This is a genomic window from Paenibacillus sp. 2TAB26 (genome assembly GCF_052115145.1).
Lineage (GTDB): Bacteria > Bacillota > Bacilli > Paenibacillales > Paenibacillaceae > Pristimantibacillus.
On sequence record NZ_JBFRGC010000037.1, the window covers coordinates 44,721 to 66,899 of the forward strand.

17 protein-coding genes are annotated in these 22,179 nt (G+C 48.6%); 3 read left to right on the top strand and 14 right to left on the bottom strand.

Annotation, left to right across the window (positions count from 1 at the left end):
- Positions 1 to 136: 136 nt before the first annotated feature.
- Positions 137 to 517 carry a DUF423 domain-containing protein gene (locus AB4Z50_RS31145; RefSeq protein ID WP_430063522.1) on the bottom strand — a complete coding sequence of 127 codons (381 nt, stop codon included), beginning with the start codon at positions 515 to 517 and terminating at the stop codon, positions 137 to 139.
- A gap of 63 nt (positions 518 to 580) precedes the next feature.
- On the opposite strand from AB4Z50_RS31145, the gene AB4Z50_RS31150 reads away from it, so the two are divergent.
- Positions 581 to 1,078, top strand: coding sequence for a hypothetical protein (locus tag AB4Z50_RS31150; RefSeq protein WP_441885467.1), 498 nt, complete (start codon positions 581 to 583; stop codon positions 1,076 to 1,078).
- Positions 1,079 to 1,156: 78 nt separating this feature from the next.
- Here AB4Z50_RS31150 and AB4Z50_RS31155 read toward each other — a convergent pair whose 3' ends face one another.
- Together AB4Z50_RS31155 and AB4Z50_RS31160 are read right to left on the bottom strand one after the other, a co-directional pair.
- A complete protein-coding gene (locus tag AB4Z50_RS31155; RefSeq protein WP_441885469.1) occupies positions 1,157 to 4,249 on the bottom strand; it encodes an AAA family ATPase in 3,093 nt (1,030 codons plus the stop codon).
- On the bottom strand, positions 4,246 to 5,421 hold the full coding sequence (locus AB4Z50_RS31160; RefSeq protein WP_441885471.1) for an exonuclease SbcCD subunit D: 1,176 nt from the start codon (positions 5,419 to 5,421) through the stop codon (positions 4,246 to 4,248). Before AB4Z50_RS31160 ends, AB4Z50_RS31155 begins: the two co-directional genes overlap by 4 nt.
- A gap of 215 nt (positions 5,422 to 5,636) precedes the next feature.
- Between AB4Z50_RS31160 and AB4Z50_RS31165 the strand changes: the two genes are divergently transcribed.
- Complete coding sequence (locus AB4Z50_RS31165) at positions 5,637 to 6,881, top strand: MFS transporter (RefSeq protein WP_441885473.1); 1,245 nt, start codon at positions 5,637 to 5,639, stop codon at positions 6,879 to 6,881.
- A gap of 68 nt (positions 6,882 to 6,949) precedes the next feature.
- Here AB4Z50_RS31165 and AB4Z50_RS31170 read toward each other — a convergent pair whose 3' ends face one another.
- From AB4Z50_RS31170 to AB4Z50_RS31200, 7 genes are all read right to left on the bottom strand, one after another.
- Entirely contained in the window at positions 6,950 to 8,422 is a 1,473-nt protein-coding gene (locus AB4Z50_RS31170; protein ID WP_441885475.1) for a CoA-acylating methylmalonate-semialdehyde dehydrogenase, read from the bottom strand.
- 97 nt (positions 8,423 to 8,519) lie between these two features.
- A complete protein-coding gene (locus tag AB4Z50_RS31175; RefSeq protein WP_441885477.1) occupies positions 8,520 to 8,747 on the bottom strand; it encodes a hypothetical protein in 228 nt (75 codons plus the stop codon).
- Between the two features lie 70 nt (positions 8,748 to 8,817).
- A complete protein-coding gene (hydA, locus tag AB4Z50_RS31180) occupies positions 8,818 to 10,212 on the bottom strand; it encodes a dihydropyrimidinase (protein ID WP_441885501.1) in 1,395 nt (464 codons plus the stop codon).
- A 1-nt stretch (position 10,213) separates the two neighbouring features.
- Positions 10,214 to 11,518: an NAD-dependent dihydropyrimidine dehydrogenase subunit PreA gene (preA, locus tag AB4Z50_RS31185; RefSeq protein ID WP_441885479.1), complete on the bottom strand. Its 1,305-nt coding sequence runs from the start codon at positions 11,516 to 11,518 to the stop codon at positions 10,214 to 10,216.
- On the bottom strand, positions 11,511 to 12,884 hold the full coding sequence (locus AB4Z50_RS31190) for an NAD(P)-dependent oxidoreductase (RefSeq protein WP_441885481.1): 1,374 nt from the start codon (positions 12,882 to 12,884) through the stop codon (positions 11,511 to 11,513). The genes preA and AB4Z50_RS31190 overlap by 8 nt, the downstream gene beginning before the upstream one ends.
- 120 nt (positions 12,885 to 13,004) lie before the next feature.
- On the bottom strand, positions 13,005 to 14,249 hold the full coding sequence (locus AB4Z50_RS31195) for a M20 family metallo-hydrolase (protein WP_441885483.1): 1,245 nt from the start codon (positions 14,247 to 14,249) through the stop codon (positions 13,005 to 13,007).
- A 17-nt stretch (positions 14,250 to 14,266) separates the two neighbouring features.
- On the bottom strand, positions 14,267 to 15,628 hold the full coding sequence (locus AB4Z50_RS31200; RefSeq protein ID WP_441885485.1) for an aspartate aminotransferase family protein: 1,362 nt from the start codon (positions 15,626 to 15,628) through the stop codon (positions 14,267 to 14,269).
- Positions 15,629 to 16,000: 372 nt separating this feature from the next.
- Between AB4Z50_RS31200 and yhbH the strand changes: the two genes are divergently transcribed.
- Positions 16,001 to 17,155, top strand: coding sequence for a sporulation protein YhbH (gene yhbH, locus AB4Z50_RS31205; RefSeq protein ID WP_076270296.1), 1,155 nt, complete (start codon positions 16,001 to 16,003; stop codon positions 17,153 to 17,155).
- A 78-nt stretch (positions 17,156 to 17,233) separates the two neighbouring features.
- On the opposite strand, the gene AB4Z50_RS31210 is transcribed toward yhbH, so the two are convergent.
- The 4 genes from AB4Z50_RS31210 to AB4Z50_RS31225 all read right to left on the bottom strand — a co-directional run bounded on the left by AB4Z50_RS31210 (position 17,234) and on the right by AB4Z50_RS31225 (position 22,178).
- Positions 17,234 to 18,475, bottom strand: a complete 1,242-nt coding sequence (locus AB4Z50_RS31210) for an MFS transporter (protein WP_441885487.1) — start codon at positions 18,473 to 18,475, stop codon at positions 17,234 to 17,236.
- Positions 18,476 to 18,707: 232 nt separating this feature from the next.
- A complete protein-coding gene (locus tag AB4Z50_RS31215) occupies positions 18,708 to 19,022 on the bottom strand; it encodes a cupin domain-containing protein (protein ID WP_076270298.1) in 315 nt (104 codons plus the stop codon).
- Between the two features lie 13 nt (positions 19,023 to 19,035).
- Positions 19,036 to 21,273 carry a heparinase II/III domain-containing protein gene (locus tag AB4Z50_RS31220; RefSeq protein ID WP_441885489.1) on the bottom strand — a complete coding sequence of 746 codons (2,238 nt, stop codon included), beginning with the start codon at positions 21,271 to 21,273 and terminating at the stop codon, positions 19,036 to 19,038.
- Between the two features lie 17 nt (positions 21,274 to 21,290).
- Positions 21,291 to 22,178 carry a carbohydrate ABC transporter permease gene (locus tag AB4Z50_RS31225; protein ID WP_441885491.1) on the bottom strand — a complete coding sequence of 296 codons (888 nt, stop codon included), beginning with the start codon at positions 22,176 to 22,178 and terminating at the stop codon, positions 21,291 to 21,293.
- Position 22,179: the final 1 nt, after the last annotated feature.

Below are 22,179 nucleotides of genomic sequence, written 5' to 3' on the forward strand. Positions count from 1 at the left end.
CTCTATTTCGAGTCAAGTCAGTGTTCGCTTTATTATAAACGATGTACGCGCTCTGGTATAGAAATATTTACTAAAGCAGCTTGTTTATTTGTTGTAATACAGAGTAATATGTCGTCAAATCATTATTTATTTCTAACTAATTACTTTCTTTCTTAAGTGCTGCAGTAATAATACATATCCAGCCAGCAATAATCGCAACGCCGCCAATAGGTGTAATCATGCCAAGCTTGCTGAAGCTCGTAAGCGATAATACGTACAAGCTGCCGCTAAAAATGATCATTCCTGTCAAAATTAATCGACCGCCATTTAAAGCGAGCTTGCTCGTCCCCATTTGTTTGGCGAACAAGGAAATTAGCATTAAACCGAGTGCGCTGTACATGTGATAACGAACTCCTGTTTCAAAAACCTCTAAATAATGATCACTCAATTGTTTCTCTAATCCATGTGCTCCGAATGCGCCTAAAGCAATGGCTAAAGCCGCGTTTATTGCTCCGATTGCAAAATATTTTGGAAACATTTGTTTTCAATCCTCTCGTATTTGTGTATAATTTTACCGTAATTAGTAAAGGAGCTGATATAAATGGAAAATGAAACCAATAACAATGCTAATCCATCTTCCAACAATGAGCCTTATGGTTCAAGACCCGTTTTTTCAAATGATCAAACCATCTATGAAGGCCCTAAGAAACATTCAGGAATTGGCATTACATCCTTCATCATTGGGCTGCTCTCAGCCGTATTGCTTATTATTGCAATCGTCTCAGGCTTCTCATTCGCTGATCAGATCGCAAATACAGACATCATTATAGCAGACCCTTCTGATAGAGTAGCTTTTCAAGCTTCAATCGAAGCGCTTGGTCAAGAAGTTCTTGTTTCTATGATGCTTACCATCGTTTGTATTTTTGGAGCAGGGCTACTCTCCCTTGCAGGTCTTATATTAGCCATTATCGGTGCCGTCTCCAGCAAGCGTCGTAAAACGTTTGGCGTTATTGGCATTGTACTTAACGTTGTCGTATTTGTAGGCGGCATTGCTTTATTTTTTGTAGGCTCTGCTTCTATTGCTTCATCTGTTGCCTAATTAAATTTCGACCAGCTGTAAAAAGTCTGTCTCAGCCTCAATGGAGTGCTCGAAGCAGGCTTTTCTTATTTCTGCCGCTTATCTCACCGTTAATTTCGTCCGACTAAAGCCTTCCTTCGTCTTATTAACCTCAAGGCAAGCCGGGAATGCATCCTTAAGCTCCTGAACGTGAGATATAACACCGATCATTCTTCCAGATTTCTGCAAATCAACAAGCGCCGTAATCGCTTTCTGAAGCGATTCCTCATCCAGTGAACCAAAGCCCTCATCGATGAACATCATTTCAATCGTCACGCCGCCCATATGGGATTGAATAACATCCGTCATACCAAGTGCAAGACATAACGAGGCGTTAAACTTCTCACCGCCGGACAATGTTTTCACGTCACGATTCTGACCCGTATACGCATCATAGACATCGAGGCCTAGTCCGCTTTGCTTGCCGCGAGTTTCAAGTCGATCACTTCTTTGCAGCATAAATTGCCCATTCGATAAATCATGCAAACGCGTATTGGCAGCAAAAAGAATCTGCTCCAAAAACTCAATCAGAATATAGCGCTCGAACGATACCTTGAGCGCATTATCCCCTTTCAGCATTTGGAATACATCCATGACCTCTTCAAGCTTAGCCTCTAGCTCGCTCACATAATCATTGGCCTTCCCAATTGAAATGGCAAGTCGCTCAGCAACTTGACCGGTCCGTATTGCCGTTTGTGCGGCGGCAAATAGCTTCTCCTGCTGCTGCTTCAAAGCAGCAAGCTGCTCCTGAAGCTGCGACAGATCCACTTTAGGTTTGCCTGCAAGCTCGCTTTGCAGTTCAACTAGCTGCTGCATAAGTGAAGCAACGGCTGCTTGGTATGCAGCAATTTCTTTTTTCAACTGTTCTCTAGCTGAGTCAAGCAATGCTGCTTCTACATATTGCTGAACCGTGTCAAAACCCGCTTTCACGAGCTCATCCAGCAATCGCTGCTCTGCTAGCTGCCTGTTTTTTTCCGCTTCTAGCTGCTGCTGCTCGGATTGCACAGCATATGCTTTCTGTTCGGCCAGCTTCGCAGTCATTGTTTGCTGCTGCTCTTGAACAGACTTCCAAGCTGCTGACATTCGGTCATAAACTACTTGCTGCTTATTTAGTTTTTCAGTCAGCTTCTCAGGAGTTCGCAGCGCTTCTGGAATGCGGCTCAACTCCTGCTGCAGCGCCGATTGCTGTGACGTTCGCTCAACGATTAAGCGCTGCTGCTCCTGTTGTAGTTGCTCCTTAAGAAGCTGTTGCTTCTCGAGCTGCTGCTCCTGACGTTCGATCAACTGCTTGAGCTCAGGAAGCTGCTTCACTTTCAATAAAGACTTGTCCGTTTCTTCTTTAAGGCCGCGCCAAAGCTGCAGCAGCTGCGCTCGTTGCTCCTCCAGCATGACGGCTTTCAACCCAAATTCCGCCAGCTCTTTAGCACCATCCTCGCGTGTTGCTTGTGCTGCAGCTGCTTGTGCTCGCGCTTCAAGCCATTCCCGCTCCACTGCGGCTAATTGTAACTTTGCCTCTTGCAGCCGTTCACGAGTAGGAATCTCTGAATGGATGACCGACTTTGCTGGATGTTCCTCACTGCCGCACACAGGACAAGGCATGCCCTCATGCAGATGGGCAGCCAGCAGAGATGCTTGCCCCTCAAGCCATGCAGCCTCAAGCTGATCGTGGTTGTCTTTTGCTTTGCTGAGCGTTTGAGCAAATTCTTTCTCTAATAGAGCGATTCTCGTCATTTCCTTCTCGACGTCAACTACTCGCTTTAATTGTTTCCCTTGTTGCTCAATAAGACGCAGCTTGTCCAGCTTATCTGTCAGCTCTGCCGTTTCTAGCTCTGTTTCCTTCACTTGTGCATTTGCAGCGAGCTTCACTTCTCGCAGCTTTATTAGCTCTGCATCCAATGCCTCAAGCTTAGCTGTACAACCCTTCTCCCCAAGTGCGAGCTTGTCGATCGCTTGCTGCTGACTAGCGAGCGTTCTTACGATTGGAGCCATCTCTAGCAATTTGCTGAGCTCACGTTCCGCTTCTCGCCGTTCGTCGCTGCGCTGCTCTTCTACTGCAAACCTCTCAACTGCAAACTTAAAGTCGCGCTCCGCGCTTTCCAGCTCCGCTTTCCTCGTAGCAAATTGTTCCCGCTTCAACTTCGCATCAGCAGCGGTTCGTTCAGCATGCTCCTGATAAGGAGCCAAATGGGCTGCTTTTTCAGCAAGCGCCAGCCGCTGCTCCTTCAAGCCGTATTCCGGCTTCTGCCCATCCAGCTGCTCAAGCTGCGTCCGCTTCCTCTCATGCTCCTCGTACTTGCTATTAAACGCCATCGCAACCCTCAGCTGCACCTCAGCCGCTTCAAGCCTTCCCGCAAGCAGCTCCTTTTGCTCTTCCGCTTCTCCTGCAAGCTTCTTATAAAATTCGAACTCCAGCGCCAAAGCGTCCGTCACTTGCGTCGCACTATATACTTCCTGCTTAAAGGTTTCAACAAGCTTACTATTTTCTCGCGCTGGCAGCGCCTCTTGCACTTGCTTCATATAAGCATTAAGAGTCGCTTTTGCTTCTTTCAGCTGATCCTGCAGCGCACGATTTTTTTGCTGAAAACGATTTTCCAAACGCTCATACAGCTCTGTCCGAAAAATCCGGCGCAAAATCTCTTCCTTATTATCTGTGTCGGAAGTCAGCAGCTTTCGAAACTCTCCTTGCGGAAGCATGACAATCTGGCTGAATTGCTCCTTGGTGAGGCCAATAATCTGCTCCAGCTTAGCATTCACGTCTGACAAAATAAAGCGGTCTACAGCTGGAATGGGTTCCCCGCTAGTCGTCTCGTACAGCTCGCATTTACCGCCTGTTTCACTTTTGTTCCCGCCCTTGCGATGAGGCATCTGCCTAAGGACCAAGTAGCTTCTGCGACCGATAGCGAAATAGAAATGAACCGCAGTGTGTATTTCTTCTGCAGCAAAATGACTGCGAAGCATACGGGGATCAGCTCGATCCTCTCCACTTGCCGTTCCATAGATAGCAAAGCAAATCGCATCAAAAATCGACGTTTTCCCTGCGCCTGTATTACCTGAAATAACAAACAGGCGCCGATCCTCCAGCATGCTGAAATCAATCGTTTCCGTGTCTCGATAGGAGCCGAAAGCTGTCATTGTTAATTTAATTGGCCTCATAGCATACCTCCTTCCTCACGCAGCAGCTCTGCATACGTATTCGCAAACAACTGTTTTTTCGCTTCCGAGAGCGGTTGCTGCTTTACTTCTTGATAAAAAGCTGCAAACAGCTCGATTGGATCAGCCTCACGCCGTCCTTTAGCCGCTCCGGCGTCCAAGCTGCCGCCATCGCTCGAATGGCTGCCTGAAGATAATGGCCTGCGTTCCACATGAAGCGCATTCGGATAAACTGCACGCACCTTCTCCATTGGAAACAATACGGGATTATCATTCAAAAGAGTAACAAAAACATAATCCTCGTTTATTTCATGCTTCGTTATCTCTTCAATAGTAGCAGTTATACGGCGCATGTTGCGAAGCGGAAGCAGCTCGCGCTTCTCGATCTCTACTTCACCCATTTCATTGAGCTCAATGACGAAATAACCCTTCGCATGGTTTTCCTCAGAAATCGAATATTTAAGCGGAGAACCCGCATACCTTATCTTGTGATTGCGAACGAAATGGGCCTGATGCAAATGTCCAAGCGCGGTATAATTAAATTTCTCAAAATAAGCCGCACTCACATGTTCCGCTCCGCCAACAGACAAGGGCCGCTCGGAGTCGCTTGTATTAAGCTCCGGCTCTCCGGTTGCCGTAACAAAAGCATGCCCGACAAACACATGCCGAGCTTCTGGATTCATAGACTCAGCAATGTTTGCTGTAACTGCCCGCATCGCATCGTCATGCGTTTTTATCGATTCATCGCCAAACTCGTAGCGTACTTGCGCTGGATCTGCGTACGGAACAAGATGAAAGTGAACCTCGCCGAATTCATCATTTAGCACGACAGGTCCGAGCTTTTTGCGAAGCTGTCCCGCCAAATATAAACCGCGGTTTTCCATCATTTTTGTACCAAAATTAATACGGTCTGGACTGTCGTGATTCCCTGATATCGCAAGCACTGGCGTACCTAAATCGATGACGATCCGGCTGAGCAGCTCATCAAGCAATTCTACCGCTTCCGTAGGCGGTACAGCCCGATCATAGAGATCGCCAGCAATAATGACCGCATCCGGCCGTTCTATTTCGATCGCTTGCAGCAGCTGCATCAGAACATAACGCTGATCCTCTGTCATATATACGCCTTGAACGAGCTTGCCTAAATGCCAGTCCGCAGTATGAAATAGCTTCATTCGTCACAAACATCCCTTCCTCGCATTTCTATCTATCTTAACACGTTATTGGTCTATCATTTATTTTAACATCCGATTCATCATGCCGCATAGTAAAGCTGAAATTGCTTGCCGCCAACTATTGCACATCGCATAAATACACGATAAAGTTAGACACGGCATACGTTTATCAAACTCTATTCCTATTATAATGACAACGATGGAGGACTACCAAATTGTCTCGTTTCACTTCTGCTTTATCCAAAAACTACATACTGCTGCTTACTGTCGTATTCGGAGGTTTTCTCATCTTTGGCTTCTCCGAAAATATTAAAGGGCCTGCGCTTCCTAGAATGCAGAGTGAATTGAAGCTTGACGAGCTGCAAGTCGGAATTTTGTTAGCATTTAACTCCCTTGGCTATTTGCTTGCATGCAGCTTTACCGGGTGGCTTACCCGCAAAGCAGGCATGAAACTCACCCTGATGCTCACATTTGGCTCTATGGCGGTATCGGGTGTTTGCATCTATTTTGCAGCTAATTACACCTCACTTTCATCCGCTTATTTCCTCATGTATGTCGGAAATGGCATGTTGGAAATCGCGCTAGCCATCCTTGCCGCTCGAATTTTCATCAAAAACACAGGCACGATGATGAACCTCGCACACTTTTTTTATGGGCTCAGCTCAACCTTTGCTCCGATCATTGCTGCTTCGCTGATGGGTGTTCAAGTATTCGGCTCTGCGCTAGGCTGGCGGGGGATGTACATGCTTATGCTCGCGCTCTCGATTTTGCCCATGCTTCCAGGACTTTTCGCAAAATATGCCGGTGATGAGCAAAAACACGAGGATCGAATCACTTTAAAGGAATTTGCTCGTGACAAGATCGCTTGGCTCATTGTAGTCGTGCTATCTTTCGGAGTAATATCGGAGCTTGCTGTTGGCGGTTGGCTCGTTAACTTTTTGGAGAAGGCTTATGGCTGGAGCGGCGATGCGTCAGCTAAAATGCTATCTGCGTTTTTCTTCTGCTTTATGCTCGCAAGGCTCGTTCTCGGTCCCGTCACTGACAAAATCGGCTATACGAGATCGCTCATTTTGTTATCTACTTTTTCTGGGTTATGCTCAGTTGCAGCCATTATCATCGGTGAACCAGGTGCCTTTTTGTTTGCACTCGCAGGAGTTGGTATCGCACCAATCTATCCAACCGTCATGGCCTTGCTTGCCAAACGTTACCCGAACAACGCCGATACCGCTATTACCTTTACCGTAACCTTAATGGGTATAGCGAGTGTCATCGGCAACCTCGCTATCGGCGCCATTACAGAATGGACGAAGCAGCTGTTTGCCGGAAGTGAAAACTCACATGCCAGCCTCGTTGCAGGTCTGCAAGGCGGTTATCTATTCATCGGGGCATGTGCGCTCGCCTGCTCGGTCACTTCGATCATTCTTTATCGCATGCTTAGAAATAGGAATGCAATATTGTAAATAGAAATGCCCCTGCCAGCGCTGAAGCTCAGCACGCTGCGGGGGCATTTTTATTCCAAGCAGCCTTTTCAAAAATATCTCGATGTTATCATTTTTTTCTTCGTATAAAATTCCACTCCATCCTTTCCATTGGCATGCAAATCTCCGTAGAAAGAGTCCTTCCAGCCCGAAAATGGAAAAAAAGCCATTGGTGCTGGCACGCCTACATTAACACCCAGCATACCGGCTTCCGCTTCCTCGCGGAATTGACGAACAGCCTTAGCATTTTCCGTATAAATGACTGCTGAATTACCAAATCTAGAACTGTTCACTATAGTAAGCGCCTCATTTAAATCTTCCGCGCGCAGGACAGATAATACTGGACCAAATATTTCCTCCGTGGCAATCGTCATTTCAGGTTTCACTTGGTCAAAAATCGTCGGCCCAAGAAAATATCCTTCGCCGCTGCGCTCCGTTGCAAGCCTGCCATCAAGCAGAAGCGCAGCCCCTTCAGCAATCCCGCTCGCAATGTACTTTTCGATGCGCTTGCGATGCTCATCGCGTATGACTGGCGTTAAGGTGACGTCATCGCGCATTCCGGAACCGATGATCATCGCTTCCGCTGCAGCTTGCAGCGCCTTCATAAAGCTGCTCCCATCACCGACTGCAACGACAGCAGAGCAAGCCATGCATCGCTCACCAGCACTGCCAAAGGATGAGGCAATGATGTTCTCAACCGTTTTATCGATATGCGCGTCCGGCATTACAATATGGATGTTCTTGGCGCCGGCAAGCGCTTGAACTCTTTTGCCGTTATACGCAGCACGTTCATATACGTATTTGGCAACAGGCTGCGAGCCGACAAATGAAATGGCCTTAACACTGGGACTGCTCGTCAATACATTTACAACATCGTTAGCGCCATGCACCACATTCAGTACACCATCCGGCAATCCCGCTTCCCGCAATAGCTCCGCAAGCTTGTTAACGGTAAGCGGCGTACGTTCTGATGGCTTGAGCACAAAAGTGTTGCCAAGCGCGATGGCAAGCGGGAACATCCAGCAGGGTACCATCATCGGAAAATTAAATGGCGTGATGCCTCCCACTACACCAAGCGGCACCCGGAACAGCTCCGAATCGATGTCCGTTGCAATGTTTGCAAGCGTTGCGCCCATCATATGCGTCGGCGCTCCTGCCGCAAACTCCACATTTTCGATGCCGCGCTGCACTTCTCCGACCGCTTCTTTGTAGCTTTTTCCGTTCTCTATCGTTATAATCTCCGCCAGCTCCTCCGCATGCTCCTGCAGAAGCTGCCAGTAACGAAATAGCACCCTCGCCCTGCGTGGAACAGGGGTTTTGCTCCATGCTGGATAAGCCTGCTCCGCAGCATGCACAGCAGCTTCAACATCCTCTTGGACGGATAACGGGACGTATGCGATTACTGCCCCTGTAGCTGGATTTATCACTTTATCTGTTCGTTCATTTACAGACTCCACCCAAACACCGTTAATAAAATTACGTATTTTAAGCGAATCCTGTAGGGAAATAGGTTCTATAGCCATCCTATCAGCTCCTATGTTTGTTAATTATCGTTGGGAACAAAGCTTCCTTTATCGTACTCAAGCAGCTATCTCCTTTTGGAAAACTACGCTCAAATTTTTACTGCGCGTCTTTTTGTTCTCTAACATCTTGTTTAAGCAGCACATTAACAAAATATTTGCGAGCATCCGCCGTCTCAATGAGCAGCGAAGCTTCATCCCCGCCGGGGTGCTTAAGCTCCAGCCAATCGCCGCTCAGCCCTTCACGCACGCCAGTAATGACATACTCCTGATTCAAGTATGCATCAATCTTGTTTTTCTCCTCGACGAATTGCTCATAGGCGGACATATCTCTTCCTCCTTTGGCGCTATGCCTTCCCTTTATCCCTCATGTCGCAAGGCAGCGATGCGAAAAGCAGCTATCGATTAGCCCCCTTGTAAGGAGCCCGCTTCACATATCGTCCAGCTCCAAGAGAGCCAACAAATTGACAATCTTGAATGACAAATTCACCACGTGATAGTACACTAACGGGTAAGCCTGTCACCTTCAATCCTTCAAACGGGTTATAATCGACATTCATATGATGTGTTTCAGCTGATAGTGTACGCTCTGCAAGCGGATCAAAGATGACGATATCTGCATCACTGCCAACGGCAATCGTCCCCTTCTGGGGAAAAAGACCAAACAGCTTGGCGCTGCGCGTCGATACAATGTCTACGAATTGATTAAGCGTAATACGCCCTTGATGAACGCCCTCCGAATAAAAGAGCGAGAATCGATCCTCTATAACGGGGCCGCCATTTGGAATTTTACTAAAATCCCCCCGCCCCAAATCCTTCTGTCCGTCAAAATTAAAAGAGCAGTGATCCGAACCCAGCGTTTGCAGCTGGCCGCTCTTCAGTGCATTCCAAAGCACCTCTTGATGGTGCGCTTCACGAAGAGGCGGCGACCAAACGTATTTTGCCCCTTCAAAATCCGGCTTCTCCAGCTGCGACTGATCAAGCACCAAATATTGCGGACACGTTTCGCCCCACACGTCCACACCTTGATTGCGCGCCTCTGCGATTTGCTGGACTGCTTCGGCGCATGTCACATGCACGACATACAGTCTCGCTCCAGCAAGCTCGGCTAGTTTTGCTGCCCGTCCAGTTGCCTCTCCTTCAATAATCGACGGTCTCGTAAGCGCATGATAAATAGGATCGGTGTTGCCTTCCTCCAACGCTTTATGAATGAGAAAATCGATGACATCGCCATTCTCGGCATGCACCATCACCATCGCTCCATGCTCCTTGGCTGCGAGCATCGTCCGAAACAACGTGCCGTCATCCGCTTGAAACACGTTTTTGTACGCCATAAACACCTTCAACGAGGTAATGCCCTCTTCATTAATAATCGATGGAAGCTCAGCAAGCACTGCATCGTTTATTTCACTAATCATGAGGTGAAAGCCATAATCGATAACGGCTTTACTGCCTGCTTTTTGATGCCATGCCGCAATGGATTCCTTCAGTGGTTTCCCTTTCGTCGTCAAGCAGAAATCAACAATCGTTGTAGTTCCTCCGAAAGCTGCAGCTTTTGTGCCTGTCTCAAAATCATCCGCCGTAACCGTGCCGCCAAACGGCATATCAAGATGGGTATGTGGATCAATGCCGCCTGGAAATACGTATTTGCCTGTTGCATCGATAAACTCATCCGCTTCCGATTCGAGGTCAATGCCGATTTTGGCGATGATGCCTTCCTTAATTAGCACATCAGCTTTATACGTGTCGGCTGCCGTTACAATAACCCCATTTTTAATGAGCTTCACCGTCATCCTATACAGCCTCCTTCTTATCGCCATCGTCAGAATCATTGCTTTTTCCTAGTGACGCAATTGCCGCTTGCCGTTGATTCCAGCTTAGAGCCGGCTCCGTCATGGGAACCTCTACCATCTCAATCGCACCTTCAACCGGGCAAACAATAGAACAAAGGTTGCAGCCTACACAATCTTCCTCGCGAACCTTCAGGTATGCTGCGCCAGTATCGTCTATATGCCGCTCAATACACTGATGCGAAGTATCCTCGCAAGCGATATGGCATTTATTGCAAACGATGCAAGTATCCTGTTCAATTCGTGCAACGACCGCGTAATTAAGATCAAGATCTCCCCAATCCGAATAGCGCTCTACCGATTTGCCTATTAGCTCATTGACTGATTTTAAACCCTTTTCATCCAAATAATTGTTTAAACCGTCGATCATATCCTCTACGATGCTAAAGCCATGATGCATGGCAGCTGTACATACTTGAACGCCAGTTGAGCCCATCAAAATAAACTCAACCGCATCCCGCCAGCTCGATATTCCACCTATCCCGGAAATGGGTACGCCAACGAAAGGATTTCGGGCACATTCCGCAACCATATTAAGCGCAATCGGCTTAACAGCAGGCCCGCAGTAGCCCCCATGCGCGCCTTTTCCGCCAACATGCGGAATCGTATTCCATGTATCGATATCAACTCCAGCTAGTGAATTAATGGTATTGATCAGCGAGATCGCATCCGCTCCTCCGCGAACGGCTGCTTTCGCTGTCGCGGTAATGTCCGTAATATTGGGCGTAAGCTTGACTATGACTGGCGTCCTCGCTGCCTCCTTGACCCACATTGTCTGCATTTCAACCAAATCCGGCTGTTGTCCGGAAGCAGCGCCCATCCCCCGCTCCGCCATGCCATGGGGACATCCGAAGTTCAATTCCAATCCATCCACACCGACAGCCTCTACTTTTTTTACAATTTCATGCCATTTCTCGCGTTTAGGCTCCACCATCAATGAAACGACAAGCGCATGCTCCGGAAATCGCTTCTTTGTCTCGTATATTTCCTTTAAGTTCACTTCAAGCGGGCGATCCGAAATCAGCTCAATGTTGTTGAATCCTGCTACTCGTTGACTATTGAAATGAATAGCTGCAAATCGCGAGGATGTATTAATAATTGGATCGCCCAGCGTCTTCCATACCGCTCCGCCCCAGCCCGCTTCAAATGCTCGTTGAACTTGATAGCCGGTGTTCGTTGGCGGCGCTGATGCAAGCCAAAAAGGATTCGGAGAAGCTATGCCTGCTAATTGAATGCGCAGATCAGCCATCATTTTCCCTCCCTGCAACTAGCGTTTTGTAAATCGAATAAGCTGCCAGCTTGCCTTGCTGTGCGGCGGCAACCACCATCGCATCACCTTGGCCTTCACCGAAAATAACGTCGCCAGCAGCGTAAATTTTGGGATTAGAGGTCTGATAGGTTTCCGTATTCACCATCACCATTCCTCGCTTATGATGCAAGCCCAGCTGCTCAATTAGCGGCAAGTGACGTGTCTGACCAATTGCCTTAATGACAACATCAACATCAAGCAGGAAAGAGGAGCCTTCTACCGGTGTCACCTTTTTTCTTCCTCCTTGTTCATCCTCTTCAAGCTGCATCCTCATGCATTCAAGCGCCTCGACATTTCCATCAGCATCTCCGATAATCCGGCTGGGAGCGCTTAACCATTCAAACTCCACACCATCTTGCTTCGCGAATTCGAATTCAAAATCGTAGGCGGTCATTTCCTCTCTCGTCCTGCGGTATACCATCTTGACCTTTGCAGCCCCGAGCCTCACCGAGCAGGTGGCCGCATCAACCGCCGTATTGCCCGCACCGATTACCGCTACACGTTTACCAGCAAAGTCATTTGTAAGCTCCCTTTTGGTCGCTTCTACAAAATCAATGGCGTCATACACACCGGTTAATTGTTCGCCCTCGATGTTAAGATAAGGCACCTTCGACATTCCTATCGCAAGTAAAACCGCATCATACTGCGCAAGCAGCGAATCTGTGGCTACGTCAGAACCAATTGCTGTATTCGTCCGAATATCAACGCCCAGCTTCTTCACCTGTTCAACCTCCCACAGAGCGATGCTCTGCGGCAAACGAAACGAAACGATGCCATATGTATCAAGACCGCCCGCTTGTTCCTTCGCTTCGAATATCGTAACGGCGAATCCGAATCTTGCAAGCTCGCGCGCAGCAGACAGACCTGCTGGTCCGCCGCCTATAATTGCCACCGATTTGCCGTTGCTTTGACCAGGTTCGAACAGCTGTTGATTATTTTTTATCGCCCAATCCGTGGCATAGCGCTGCAGGCTGCCGATCATAATCGGCTTTGAGGATTCGTTCATTACGCATGCGCCCTCGCACAGCTCCTCAGTCGGACACACTCTGGCGCAGGTCGCTCCAACGGGATTGGCATCCATAATGACGCGAGCAGATCCCTTCATATTGCCGGAAGCAATTTTTTTGATAAAAGAAGGAATGTTGATGCCCGTCGGGCACGCTTTTATGCACGGAGCATCGTAACAGTACAAACAGCGGTTCGATTCCTCTATAGCTTCCTTTGGCCGCATGCCTGCCTTCACTTCTGCAAAGTTTCGCCGCAGTGATTCGACCGGAATAAACACCGCCTTTCCTATTGCGCCCATGCCCATCTCCTCCTTATTCAACTTCAATATTTTTATAGGTTTCAAGTATTCAGTCACGCTGAAAGCTTTACAGGTCTATAACCTGGGCAAGAGTTACTGGTCTACTATAATCGTTCACTTTTAGTCACTTAATCTGTGCGCTGTTCGGTATAGAAGCTCTACACCGAGTTCGATATCTTCCGGCGATGAATACTCCTTCGGATTATGACTTATCCCGTCCTTGCAGCGAACAAATATCATTCCGTAGTTGCAAACATAAGACATCGTTAACGAATCATGGAACGGGCCGCTCATCAGAACGGGCGGGGCAAGACCTATTTTCGCCGCTTCCTCCTGCATTAGCTCCCTAAGCTCAGGCGCGCAGTAACGCGGATCACTCCTCGTATCCTCACGAATCGTGTACGTCAAGCCATGCTCTAAACAAACAGCATCTATCCCCGCAAGAAGCTGTTCCTCCAGCCTGTTCCTGCGACTCCGATCAATATCACGGAAATCGACGGTGAAGCTTACTTTCTCTGCAATAATGTTGCGCGAGTCCGGAAATACCGACAGCGAACCAACCGTTCCTACCGTCGGTGCGCCAGGTTCAGCGCTAGCTAATTCATGGAGTGCGATGATAACCTTAGCGCTGCCGACCAATGCATCCTGGCGCATAGACATTGGCACGGAACCCGCATGTCCTGCGAAACCTGTCATTTCTACCGTCCACCAGACAGGGCCGGATATGCCGCTGACGATTCCAATCGGTTCATGGAGCGACTCCAGCACTGGACCTTGTTCAATATGCAGCTCCAGAAAAGCAGCTATCCGCCCTTCATCAAAGACATAACCTTCAAATGCAGCAGGATCACATCCAAACGCGATCAATGCCTCCCTGCGAGTCACACCATTTTTATCCGTCCGATCAAGCTCCCCCTCCTCAAGCTTCCCGGTCATTCCTCTTGCACCAAACAACCCTTTGTTAAACCGGCAGCCTTCTTCATCACAAAAAGCGACAACTTCAATATTTCTAGCTGGTTTAAAGCCTTTTTCAACCATCGTTTGAACGGCTTCAATTGCCCCTAGTACGCCAATCACGCCATCGAATCGCCCGCCGTACGGCTGCGAATCAATATGGGAGCCAAGCATAAGTACCGGTGCTGTCGAGTCAGCTCCCTCTAGCACGCCGATCAAATTGCCGAACGGATCAATCCGCGCCTCCATCCCCGCTTCAAGCATCCAACTCCGCACCAGCTCTACACCTGCCAAATCCTCCATCGTCAGCGCCAGCCTGCAAACGCCTGTATCACCGATTTTGCCAATCTGAGCGAGCTCATCAATACGCCTGTGCAGCCGCTTCGCATTAATGCTGAGTTCTTTCTTCACTCTTTTATCAGCCTCCATCAGACACCGAAAACCTGAAGCAGCGTTTCGGCGATAAATACAATCTCATCATCCGTAGTCGACAAAGGCGGGCTCAGCGTCAAAATGTTCATAAAACCCGGCACTGTATCGCCATTTTTGCTAATGAGCAGTCCTTTTTGCTTGCACTCCGCAATAATAGCAGCAACTCTAGCAGCAGATGCCGGCTCCTTTGTTCGTTTATCCTCAACCAGCTCGATACCGATAGCCGAGCCGAAAATTCGAAGCTCGCCTACGTACTGATGTGATTCAAGCGGCTTGATTCGGCTAAACAGCTCTTTGCCTATATAGGCAGAACGGCTGACTAAATTTTCACGTTCTATAATTTCTATATTTTTTAGCGCCACCGCGCAGGATACAGGATTGCCTCCGAAGGTATTCACATGACGGAAGTGATTGTCTGCTCCGCTTTCTTTGAAGCTTTCATACATTTCGGCGGACACTGCCGTTGCAGATAATGGAGAATAGGCGCTTGTCAGCCCTTTCGCCATCGTCACTATATCCGGCCTTACCCCAAAGTTCTGATGCCCAAATTTTTCTCCTGAGCGGCCAAAGCCGCAAATGACCTCATCAACAATGAGCAGGACATCATGCTTATCGCAGATCTTTCGCAGCCGAGCTAAATATGGATCAGGCGGCACAATCATTCCACCTCCGGTAATAACTGGCTCAACGATAATGCCAGCGACCGAATCTGCCCCCTCCCATAGGATGGCATCCTCATAGGCTTGAGCGCATTGCATTTTGCAGGAGCCTATCGTTTGCCCGAAAGGACAACGATAGCAATAGGGCGGAGGCACATGGGAAAATCCCACACCTAGCGGTTCGTATTTCAGCTTGCGCTGCGCTTGCCCTGTGGCGCTAAGTGCACCCATAGAATTGCCATGATAGGCGCGGTGGCGTGAAATGTATTTGTACTTAGAGCCCTTCCCACGTTGATGATGATACTGGCGGCCGATTTTGAAGGCGACCTCATTGGCATCTGAACCTGAGTTGGAGAAAAAAAATCGATAATCGCCAATGAGCCATTCATTCAGCTTCGCAGCCAGTTCAATTGCCGGAACATGAGATTGAATGAGCGTCGCATAAGCTACTGTCTTCATCTGTTCCGCAGCCGCTTCAGCGATTTCGACCCGGCCATGACCGACATTGACGCACCACATCCCGGACATGCCGTCGAAATAGCGGTTCCCGTCCATATCCGTTAGCCAGCTTCCTTCTCCCGACACGATAACCATTGGATTCTCATTATGAGGAGAAATATGATGCCATAAATAGTTCCGGTCCTTCTCTAACAGCGCTGCTTTGTCTTCTTCATTCATTGCTGCCTCATTCACGCCCATGCCTGCCTTTCCTCCTTCGCGGCTACCGCTTCTATAATAGAATGAACCGTGGATGAGACCATCAACGATCCTTATAGACTAGCGTATGCGGCTTCTTCGCTGCATCTTCCAAATTGTTTCTGAGATTGCTGCCATGACTCAAAAATAACATCGTAAAGCAACGCAGGATGCTCGGAAAAGATACCTATTTTTCTGCGGAGTTAATCTTCTAGAAGCTGTTTATGGGGATAAATTCATGTGATCCCTGTTCATTTTCCCTCACATAACCGCTCTGCTCTTGAATATATTGAGTAACAGACAAGAAATAAGCGATGAGCATGTAAGGCTTTTTTTCATTCTGCAGCGTTAACATAATGGAATGAGGTGAGGGAAATGGAGTCAGAGCCGCTATTTATTGTTTCAAGGGAAGATTGGTCGCTCCACCGCAAAGGTTATGAGGATCAAGCGCGACATCAGGAGAAGGTGCACGAAGCCATTAAGCAAAATCTTCCCGATCTGGTTTCCGATGAAAGCATCGTATTGTCCGATGGCAGGCGAACGATCAAGGTCCCTATTAAAAGTCTCGACGAGTCCCACTTTATATACAACTACAACAAGAAGCAGCACGTCGGACAAGGCGATGGTGACTCTCAGGTTGGGGATGTGCTCGGCGTCGATCCACAAGCTGCTAAGGGACCCGGCAAGGGTCAGGATGCAGGAGACCAGCCCGGAGAAGACGTTGTTGATACCGAGATAAGTATCGATCAATTGGAGGATATGCTGTTTGAGGAGCTGGAGCTTCCTAATCTGGAGCAAAAGCAAAAGGATCAGCTGCAAACTACCGAAATCGTATTTCACGATATTCGGAAAAAAGGCATTATGTCCAATATCGACAAGAAGCGAACATTAATCGAAAACCTGCGCCGCAACGCCAATGCGGGCAAATCCGGCATTGGCGGCATTTCACCTGACGATCTTCGTTACAAAACATGGAATGAAGTCATCAAACCCCAATCCAACGCGGTCATTCTTGCCCTCATGGACACATCGGGAAGCATGGGCTCGTTCGAGAAATATTGCGCGCGCAGCTTTTTCTTCTGGATGACACGCTTCTTAAGGCGCAAATATGAGCATGTGGAAATTGTGTTTATCGCTCATCATACGGAAGCAAAGGAAGTTACTGAGGAGGAATTTTTCAATCGTGGGGAAAGCGGCGGCACCATCTGTTCGTCCGCTTATCAGAAAGCGATCGACATCATCGATAGCCGGTACCCGACTCCCAATTGGAACATATACCCGTTCCACTTCTCTGATGGCGACAACCTAACTTCAGATAACGAACGCTGTGTGAAGCTAATCGGTCAGCTGATGGAGAGAAGCAATATGTTCGGATACGGAGAGGTCAATCAATACAATCGAAGCAGTACTCTGATGTCCGCCTACAAACACATCAACCACAAAAAGTTTATGTATTCGGTAATTAAGGAGAAAGGCGAAGTGTACAAAGCGCTTAAAACCTTTTTCTCCAAGCAAGTGACCGGTGCCTAATAAAACCACAGAAAAAAGCCGTCCCGATGGGTTCAACCCATTCTGGACGGCTTATTTGCATTTTGAATAAGCATCCCTTCAACTTGTAAGAGCAGAATCAGAGCCCTCTTTATCCGGATCGATCCCTTTCGTTTCTTTGCCAAAGAATAAAACCGTTAGCGCGCCTATAACAATCGTTACAAAAAAGATCATAAAAATAGATGGTATCGCGACTTGTTTAGCAACGAGCATCCCAACAAGATAGGGCCCAATAATACCCCCGACACGGCCGAATGAGGCGGCAAAGCCGACGCCAGTTCCACGAACTGCGGCTGGATACAGCTCCGGCGTATAGGCGTACATCCCTCCCCACGCTCCAAGATTAAAGAATGAGAGACAAATGCCCGCAGCCAACAGTACCCCTTCTGTCTCCGCGCTTCCGAACCAAAGGGCGCTGCCCGCGGTTAGCAGCAAATAAACCACCAGCACAAATTTTCGCCCAAACTTCTCGATAAAATAAGCAGCAGTGAAATAACCCGGCAGCTGGGCGAGTGTCATAATCAGAACATATTGAAAGCTTTTCACCAAATCAAAGCCCTTGAGCACCATGACCGAAGGCAGCCAGAGGAACATGCCGTAATAGGAAAATACGACTGTAAACCATAAGATCCACAATGTTACTGTCGTTTTTCGGTAGCGCAAGGACCATATGGATTTCATTCTGTCGCTCAGACTCAGCTTGCGGCTCTGCTGCACATTGAAGCTGGGTGAGTCTTTAATGGCTCTTCTCAAATATAGGGCAAAAAGTGCAGGAATAGCACCGAGCGCAAACGCCATCCTCCATCCGTAATCGGGAATGATGAAGTAGGCAATCAAAGCCGCAGCAATCCAGCCGATCGCCCAGAAGCTCTCCAATAGGACGACTGCCCGGCCCCGCTCCTTGGCAGGCACAGATTCCGATACAAGCGTCGACGCAACTGGCAGCTCCCCGCCAAGCCCAAATCCGGCTATGAAACGCAGCGCGCATAAGACGATAAAGCTCGTTGCCAGAGCGGACAGACCGCTCGCAATGGAGAAGATCAGCAGTGTCCAGAGCAGGATCGCCCTGCGTCCGTATCGATCGGCCATCAAACCGGATACAGCGGCTCCAACTGCCATACCGATCGAATTAATTGCCATCAGTAGCCCAACTTGTTGTGAACCAAGCTGCCATTCTACTGCCAAAGCAGCTACGATAAAGGAGATCATTCCGACCTCCATCGCATCAAAAAGCCAGCTAAGCCCCGCGCTAAACAACAGTTTCCGCTGTTTCGGCTCGCGCAGCAATGTCATTTTACTCATATGTAAACCCCTTACCCTATGCTCAAGCTCTATTTGACTAGGCGGCATTTTCTATTTGTATGGATATCCTACTCTATATTACCACGTTTTCAAAGTTTCTAATGATTGCAGCCCTATTACAAAGAATATACCCTCTACAAGGCGGCAACAACCATCCTGCAAAAAAAAAGAAGAGCCCCCATGCTCGCTCAGCCATGGAATCGCTCTTCTCTCTATAACCGTATACTTAACCTTACTTAATCAAATCATCGCGCAGCGGCGTGAAGGAATCGAGCAGCGCCGAGGCTTCCAATGCAGTTACTCCGTGCCTCGCCCCGCTTGGTATAACGATGGACTCTCCCTGCCGGATCACTTGCTTCTCGCCGTCAATTGTAAATTCAATGGCGCCCCTCAAGCAATAGCTCAGCTGCTCATGCGGGTGAGCATGCTCATAACCAACCGCACCAGGCTCAAAATGAACCTCCATCAGCATCAGCGTTTTTCCCGGCTGCAAAATTTTACGTGTAACGCCAGGCTCCGCATTTTCCCATACTCCGATATTGCTCATCCGAGTTCCTCCTTTAGCTTCTACCATCCCATTTGTCTAGCCATGCTCCGCCATCGTCCCACATCAGCGAGTACTCATCTCTGACCCCATCTGCTGTGATTGTCATTCGGTAGCTCTGATCCGATATTTCAGTAATCTGCAAAGTTTCCGTATTCACAAACGTTTCCGTTTTCCCTATTGTTTCTATAGACTCTACTGTTTCTATAGACTCTATTGTATCAGCATAATCTACTGATTCAACGTTCCCCACCAGCTTTGCTCCTTCGGACAACGGCTCTTGCTCCGAATCATAAAATAGCACTTGCGCAAAAACGATCATTTGGCCGGTTTTCACCTGCATAATAAGTGAGGTCCGGTCCCGATCCGGCGGGTTATCCGGCGTCAAAGCCGAATAGATCTCCACAGGCTGAGAACTCCACAGATGCTGCCTCAAGCTCCCATTCTCCATTTTATAGCGAAAAGTTAGCGTTCCTTCAGAAATTCCACCAGCCATAAACCTGCTTTTGTGCTTAAACCATTGCTGATCAAGCCTGCTTAAGCATACATCTGTCGATTGCCAGACCTTGTCCTCTTCCTCTTCAAGCCTCCCGCTAAAATGATTCATCCAGCTGATTTCCCGCGGCTCGCTTACAGCTACCTTGACGATATCAAGCAAATAATGCTCAGTCAGCACATTTATTCTTCTAATAGAAGCACCTTCGTAAGCCAAGAGATTCCATGGACTAAGCTCCGGGGGCAAAATAATCCGGTCCTTCATCTCATATGCTTCCGATTTCCAGTCTACCATCGTTTCTGTCCATGTTCCCCACGGGTGCTGCTCAAACCGAATAACCCGCCCATCTGCCGGAGGCTGGTCGGCGCCATTCAGGCACACTGTATTATGCGAGAAGGTATGCTTAAACCACCCATAATGTGCAGGCACGCCGTAAGCGGTCGTGCCCGGATCAACGAGCAGCGGCACTTCCCCGCATACGACGGACAAGCCGAGCCGGTCCATATGGTCATGCTCGCCGCCGAACTTGCTGTGCTTAATGAACACCTGCCAGCGCTTCGCATTGACCAGCTTCGTTATCCCACTCACGGGCATGGATACCGAACGGTGTGATGCCTTCCACAGCTGTTCACCTTCAGAAGCGTCCGCAGGTGCAAGCTCACAGCCAAACAATAACGCTAGAATAGAGTCTCGCTCCACTGTCTTCACGCCTGTAAATGCCGTTTCCGCCCACTGCGTGCCATAGGCCGTATTCAGCAGCGAGCGATAGAGCTCATCACCAAAAATATCCAGCGCTATTTCATAATAAGGCGCATAGGTATGAATGCCGCCCGCGCTTCCTGCATCATTGAAAGATGGCATATAGCCATTTGGCAATATCCAGTGAACCGGATAATCAAACATCGATTGGAGGCCAGACTCCTGCCAAATATCCCAAGGCGTTCCTTCCGCCATAAGCGCGTAGTTCAGCAGCGACTTGAACGCATAAAAATGATACTGAACATTCCCCTCGTACCAAAGTCCGTCAGCAAAGCGGCCCCGCTTCATTTGGTCATACAGCCCATACTCTCCAGAGAGTCCGGCATGAATAATCCCCTCATCGTTCAGCAAAATGCCAATGGACGCGATCGCGGAAGTAATCAGCACCGCATGGTTATGGATTTGCTCCTCCTTGTGCGCGATTAAAAAATGTACGCAAGGCTCCAGCAAGCCATAACGGATATGAGCCTCTTCCTCTTCAGACAACGAAGCCCGAATGAATTGAAAGCCTACGGACAAATCAATAATCCAGTGCGCCTCGTCAAGCGTCTGGGCAAACAACTTACCCGGACCGTTGTACGGGATGCACCCGTGAATCTTATACCCTTCGTAATTGTCTGCATAAGACAGAAGAAACTGCTTCGTTCGATGGAGCAGCGCTTCATCCGGCTCTATAGCGTGAAGCATCGCCATATGATAAACCGCGCGGCCTATATTCGCATGCACAAAGGATGTCCATGCAGAGTCAAAGGGTTCGCAAGACCATACTGTGCCGCATACCGGACAGACATGCGCGTGCGGCTGCCCCCAATCAAAGGAGAGCTTCGCCTCGTCATGATGGCAGTAATACTGATGCATCCATTCTCCATATTCCACCGGACCTATCGTATACGAGATGCGTGATGCCTCTTCCGCTTCCTGTCGCAGCAGCCGCATAGCCGCCTCAAACTGCGGTAGACATGCGTTTGTTCTCATTTTCACCAGCCGTTTATCATTCATAACGCATGCCTCTTTCCCTACCCTTTCAGTGATCCTGCCGTCATCTGCATAAACGATTTGTTCGCGAGCATGTAGACGATAAGCAGCGGTAAAATCGACAAGCAAGCCCCGGCCAGCATATAATGCGTCTGAACCGCCGCCGACGCTCCATAGCGTAGGTAGGAGAGTCCCACCGTTAATGTTTGCAGCTCGGGCGTATTCATCGTAAAGACGAGCGGCCTCAAATACTCGTTCCATGCCCCGCAGAACGTGAACAACGCTCCCACTCCAAGTCCCGGTCTAAGGAGCGGCAAAATAATTTTCCAAAAGATCCCTGCATTAGAACAGCCGTCAATCCGCGCCGCTTCATCCAGCTCTCTGGATATTCCTTTCAGGAAACTAAGCAGGATGAAAAAAATATAAGCGTGCCCGCTGATTAATATCAAAATAACGCCCCATAAAGAGGTATGCAAATGCAGCTTGATCATCAGCTCGTATTGGGGGCGAATGACGACCGCACCTATCGAGATAAACATCGTCGATGCCTGTATCGCCACGAATAAACCTTTGCCCGGAAAATTCATCCGTTCTACAACATAAGCAGCCATTGAAGCGACGATAAGCGTACCGATCGTTGTCATGCCGCTAAGCATGAGACTGTTCCAAGTAAAGCGGGAAAAGTTCGCTTGCACCCAAGCCTCCGCATAGTTTTCAAAATGCCAAACCGATGGCAAAATGTTGCCGCCCGTAGCAATCTCTGCATTCGACATAAATGAACCAAACAACGTAACGATTATGGGAAACAAGATCAGGAGCGCCGTTGCAATCAAGAAAATCCAGAGCAGCAGCTGCCCGCCTAGTTTCCCTGTGCGAAGCGGTTTTCGTTTCTGGTTCGTTTGAACATGGGGTATAACTTCCGTCTTCATA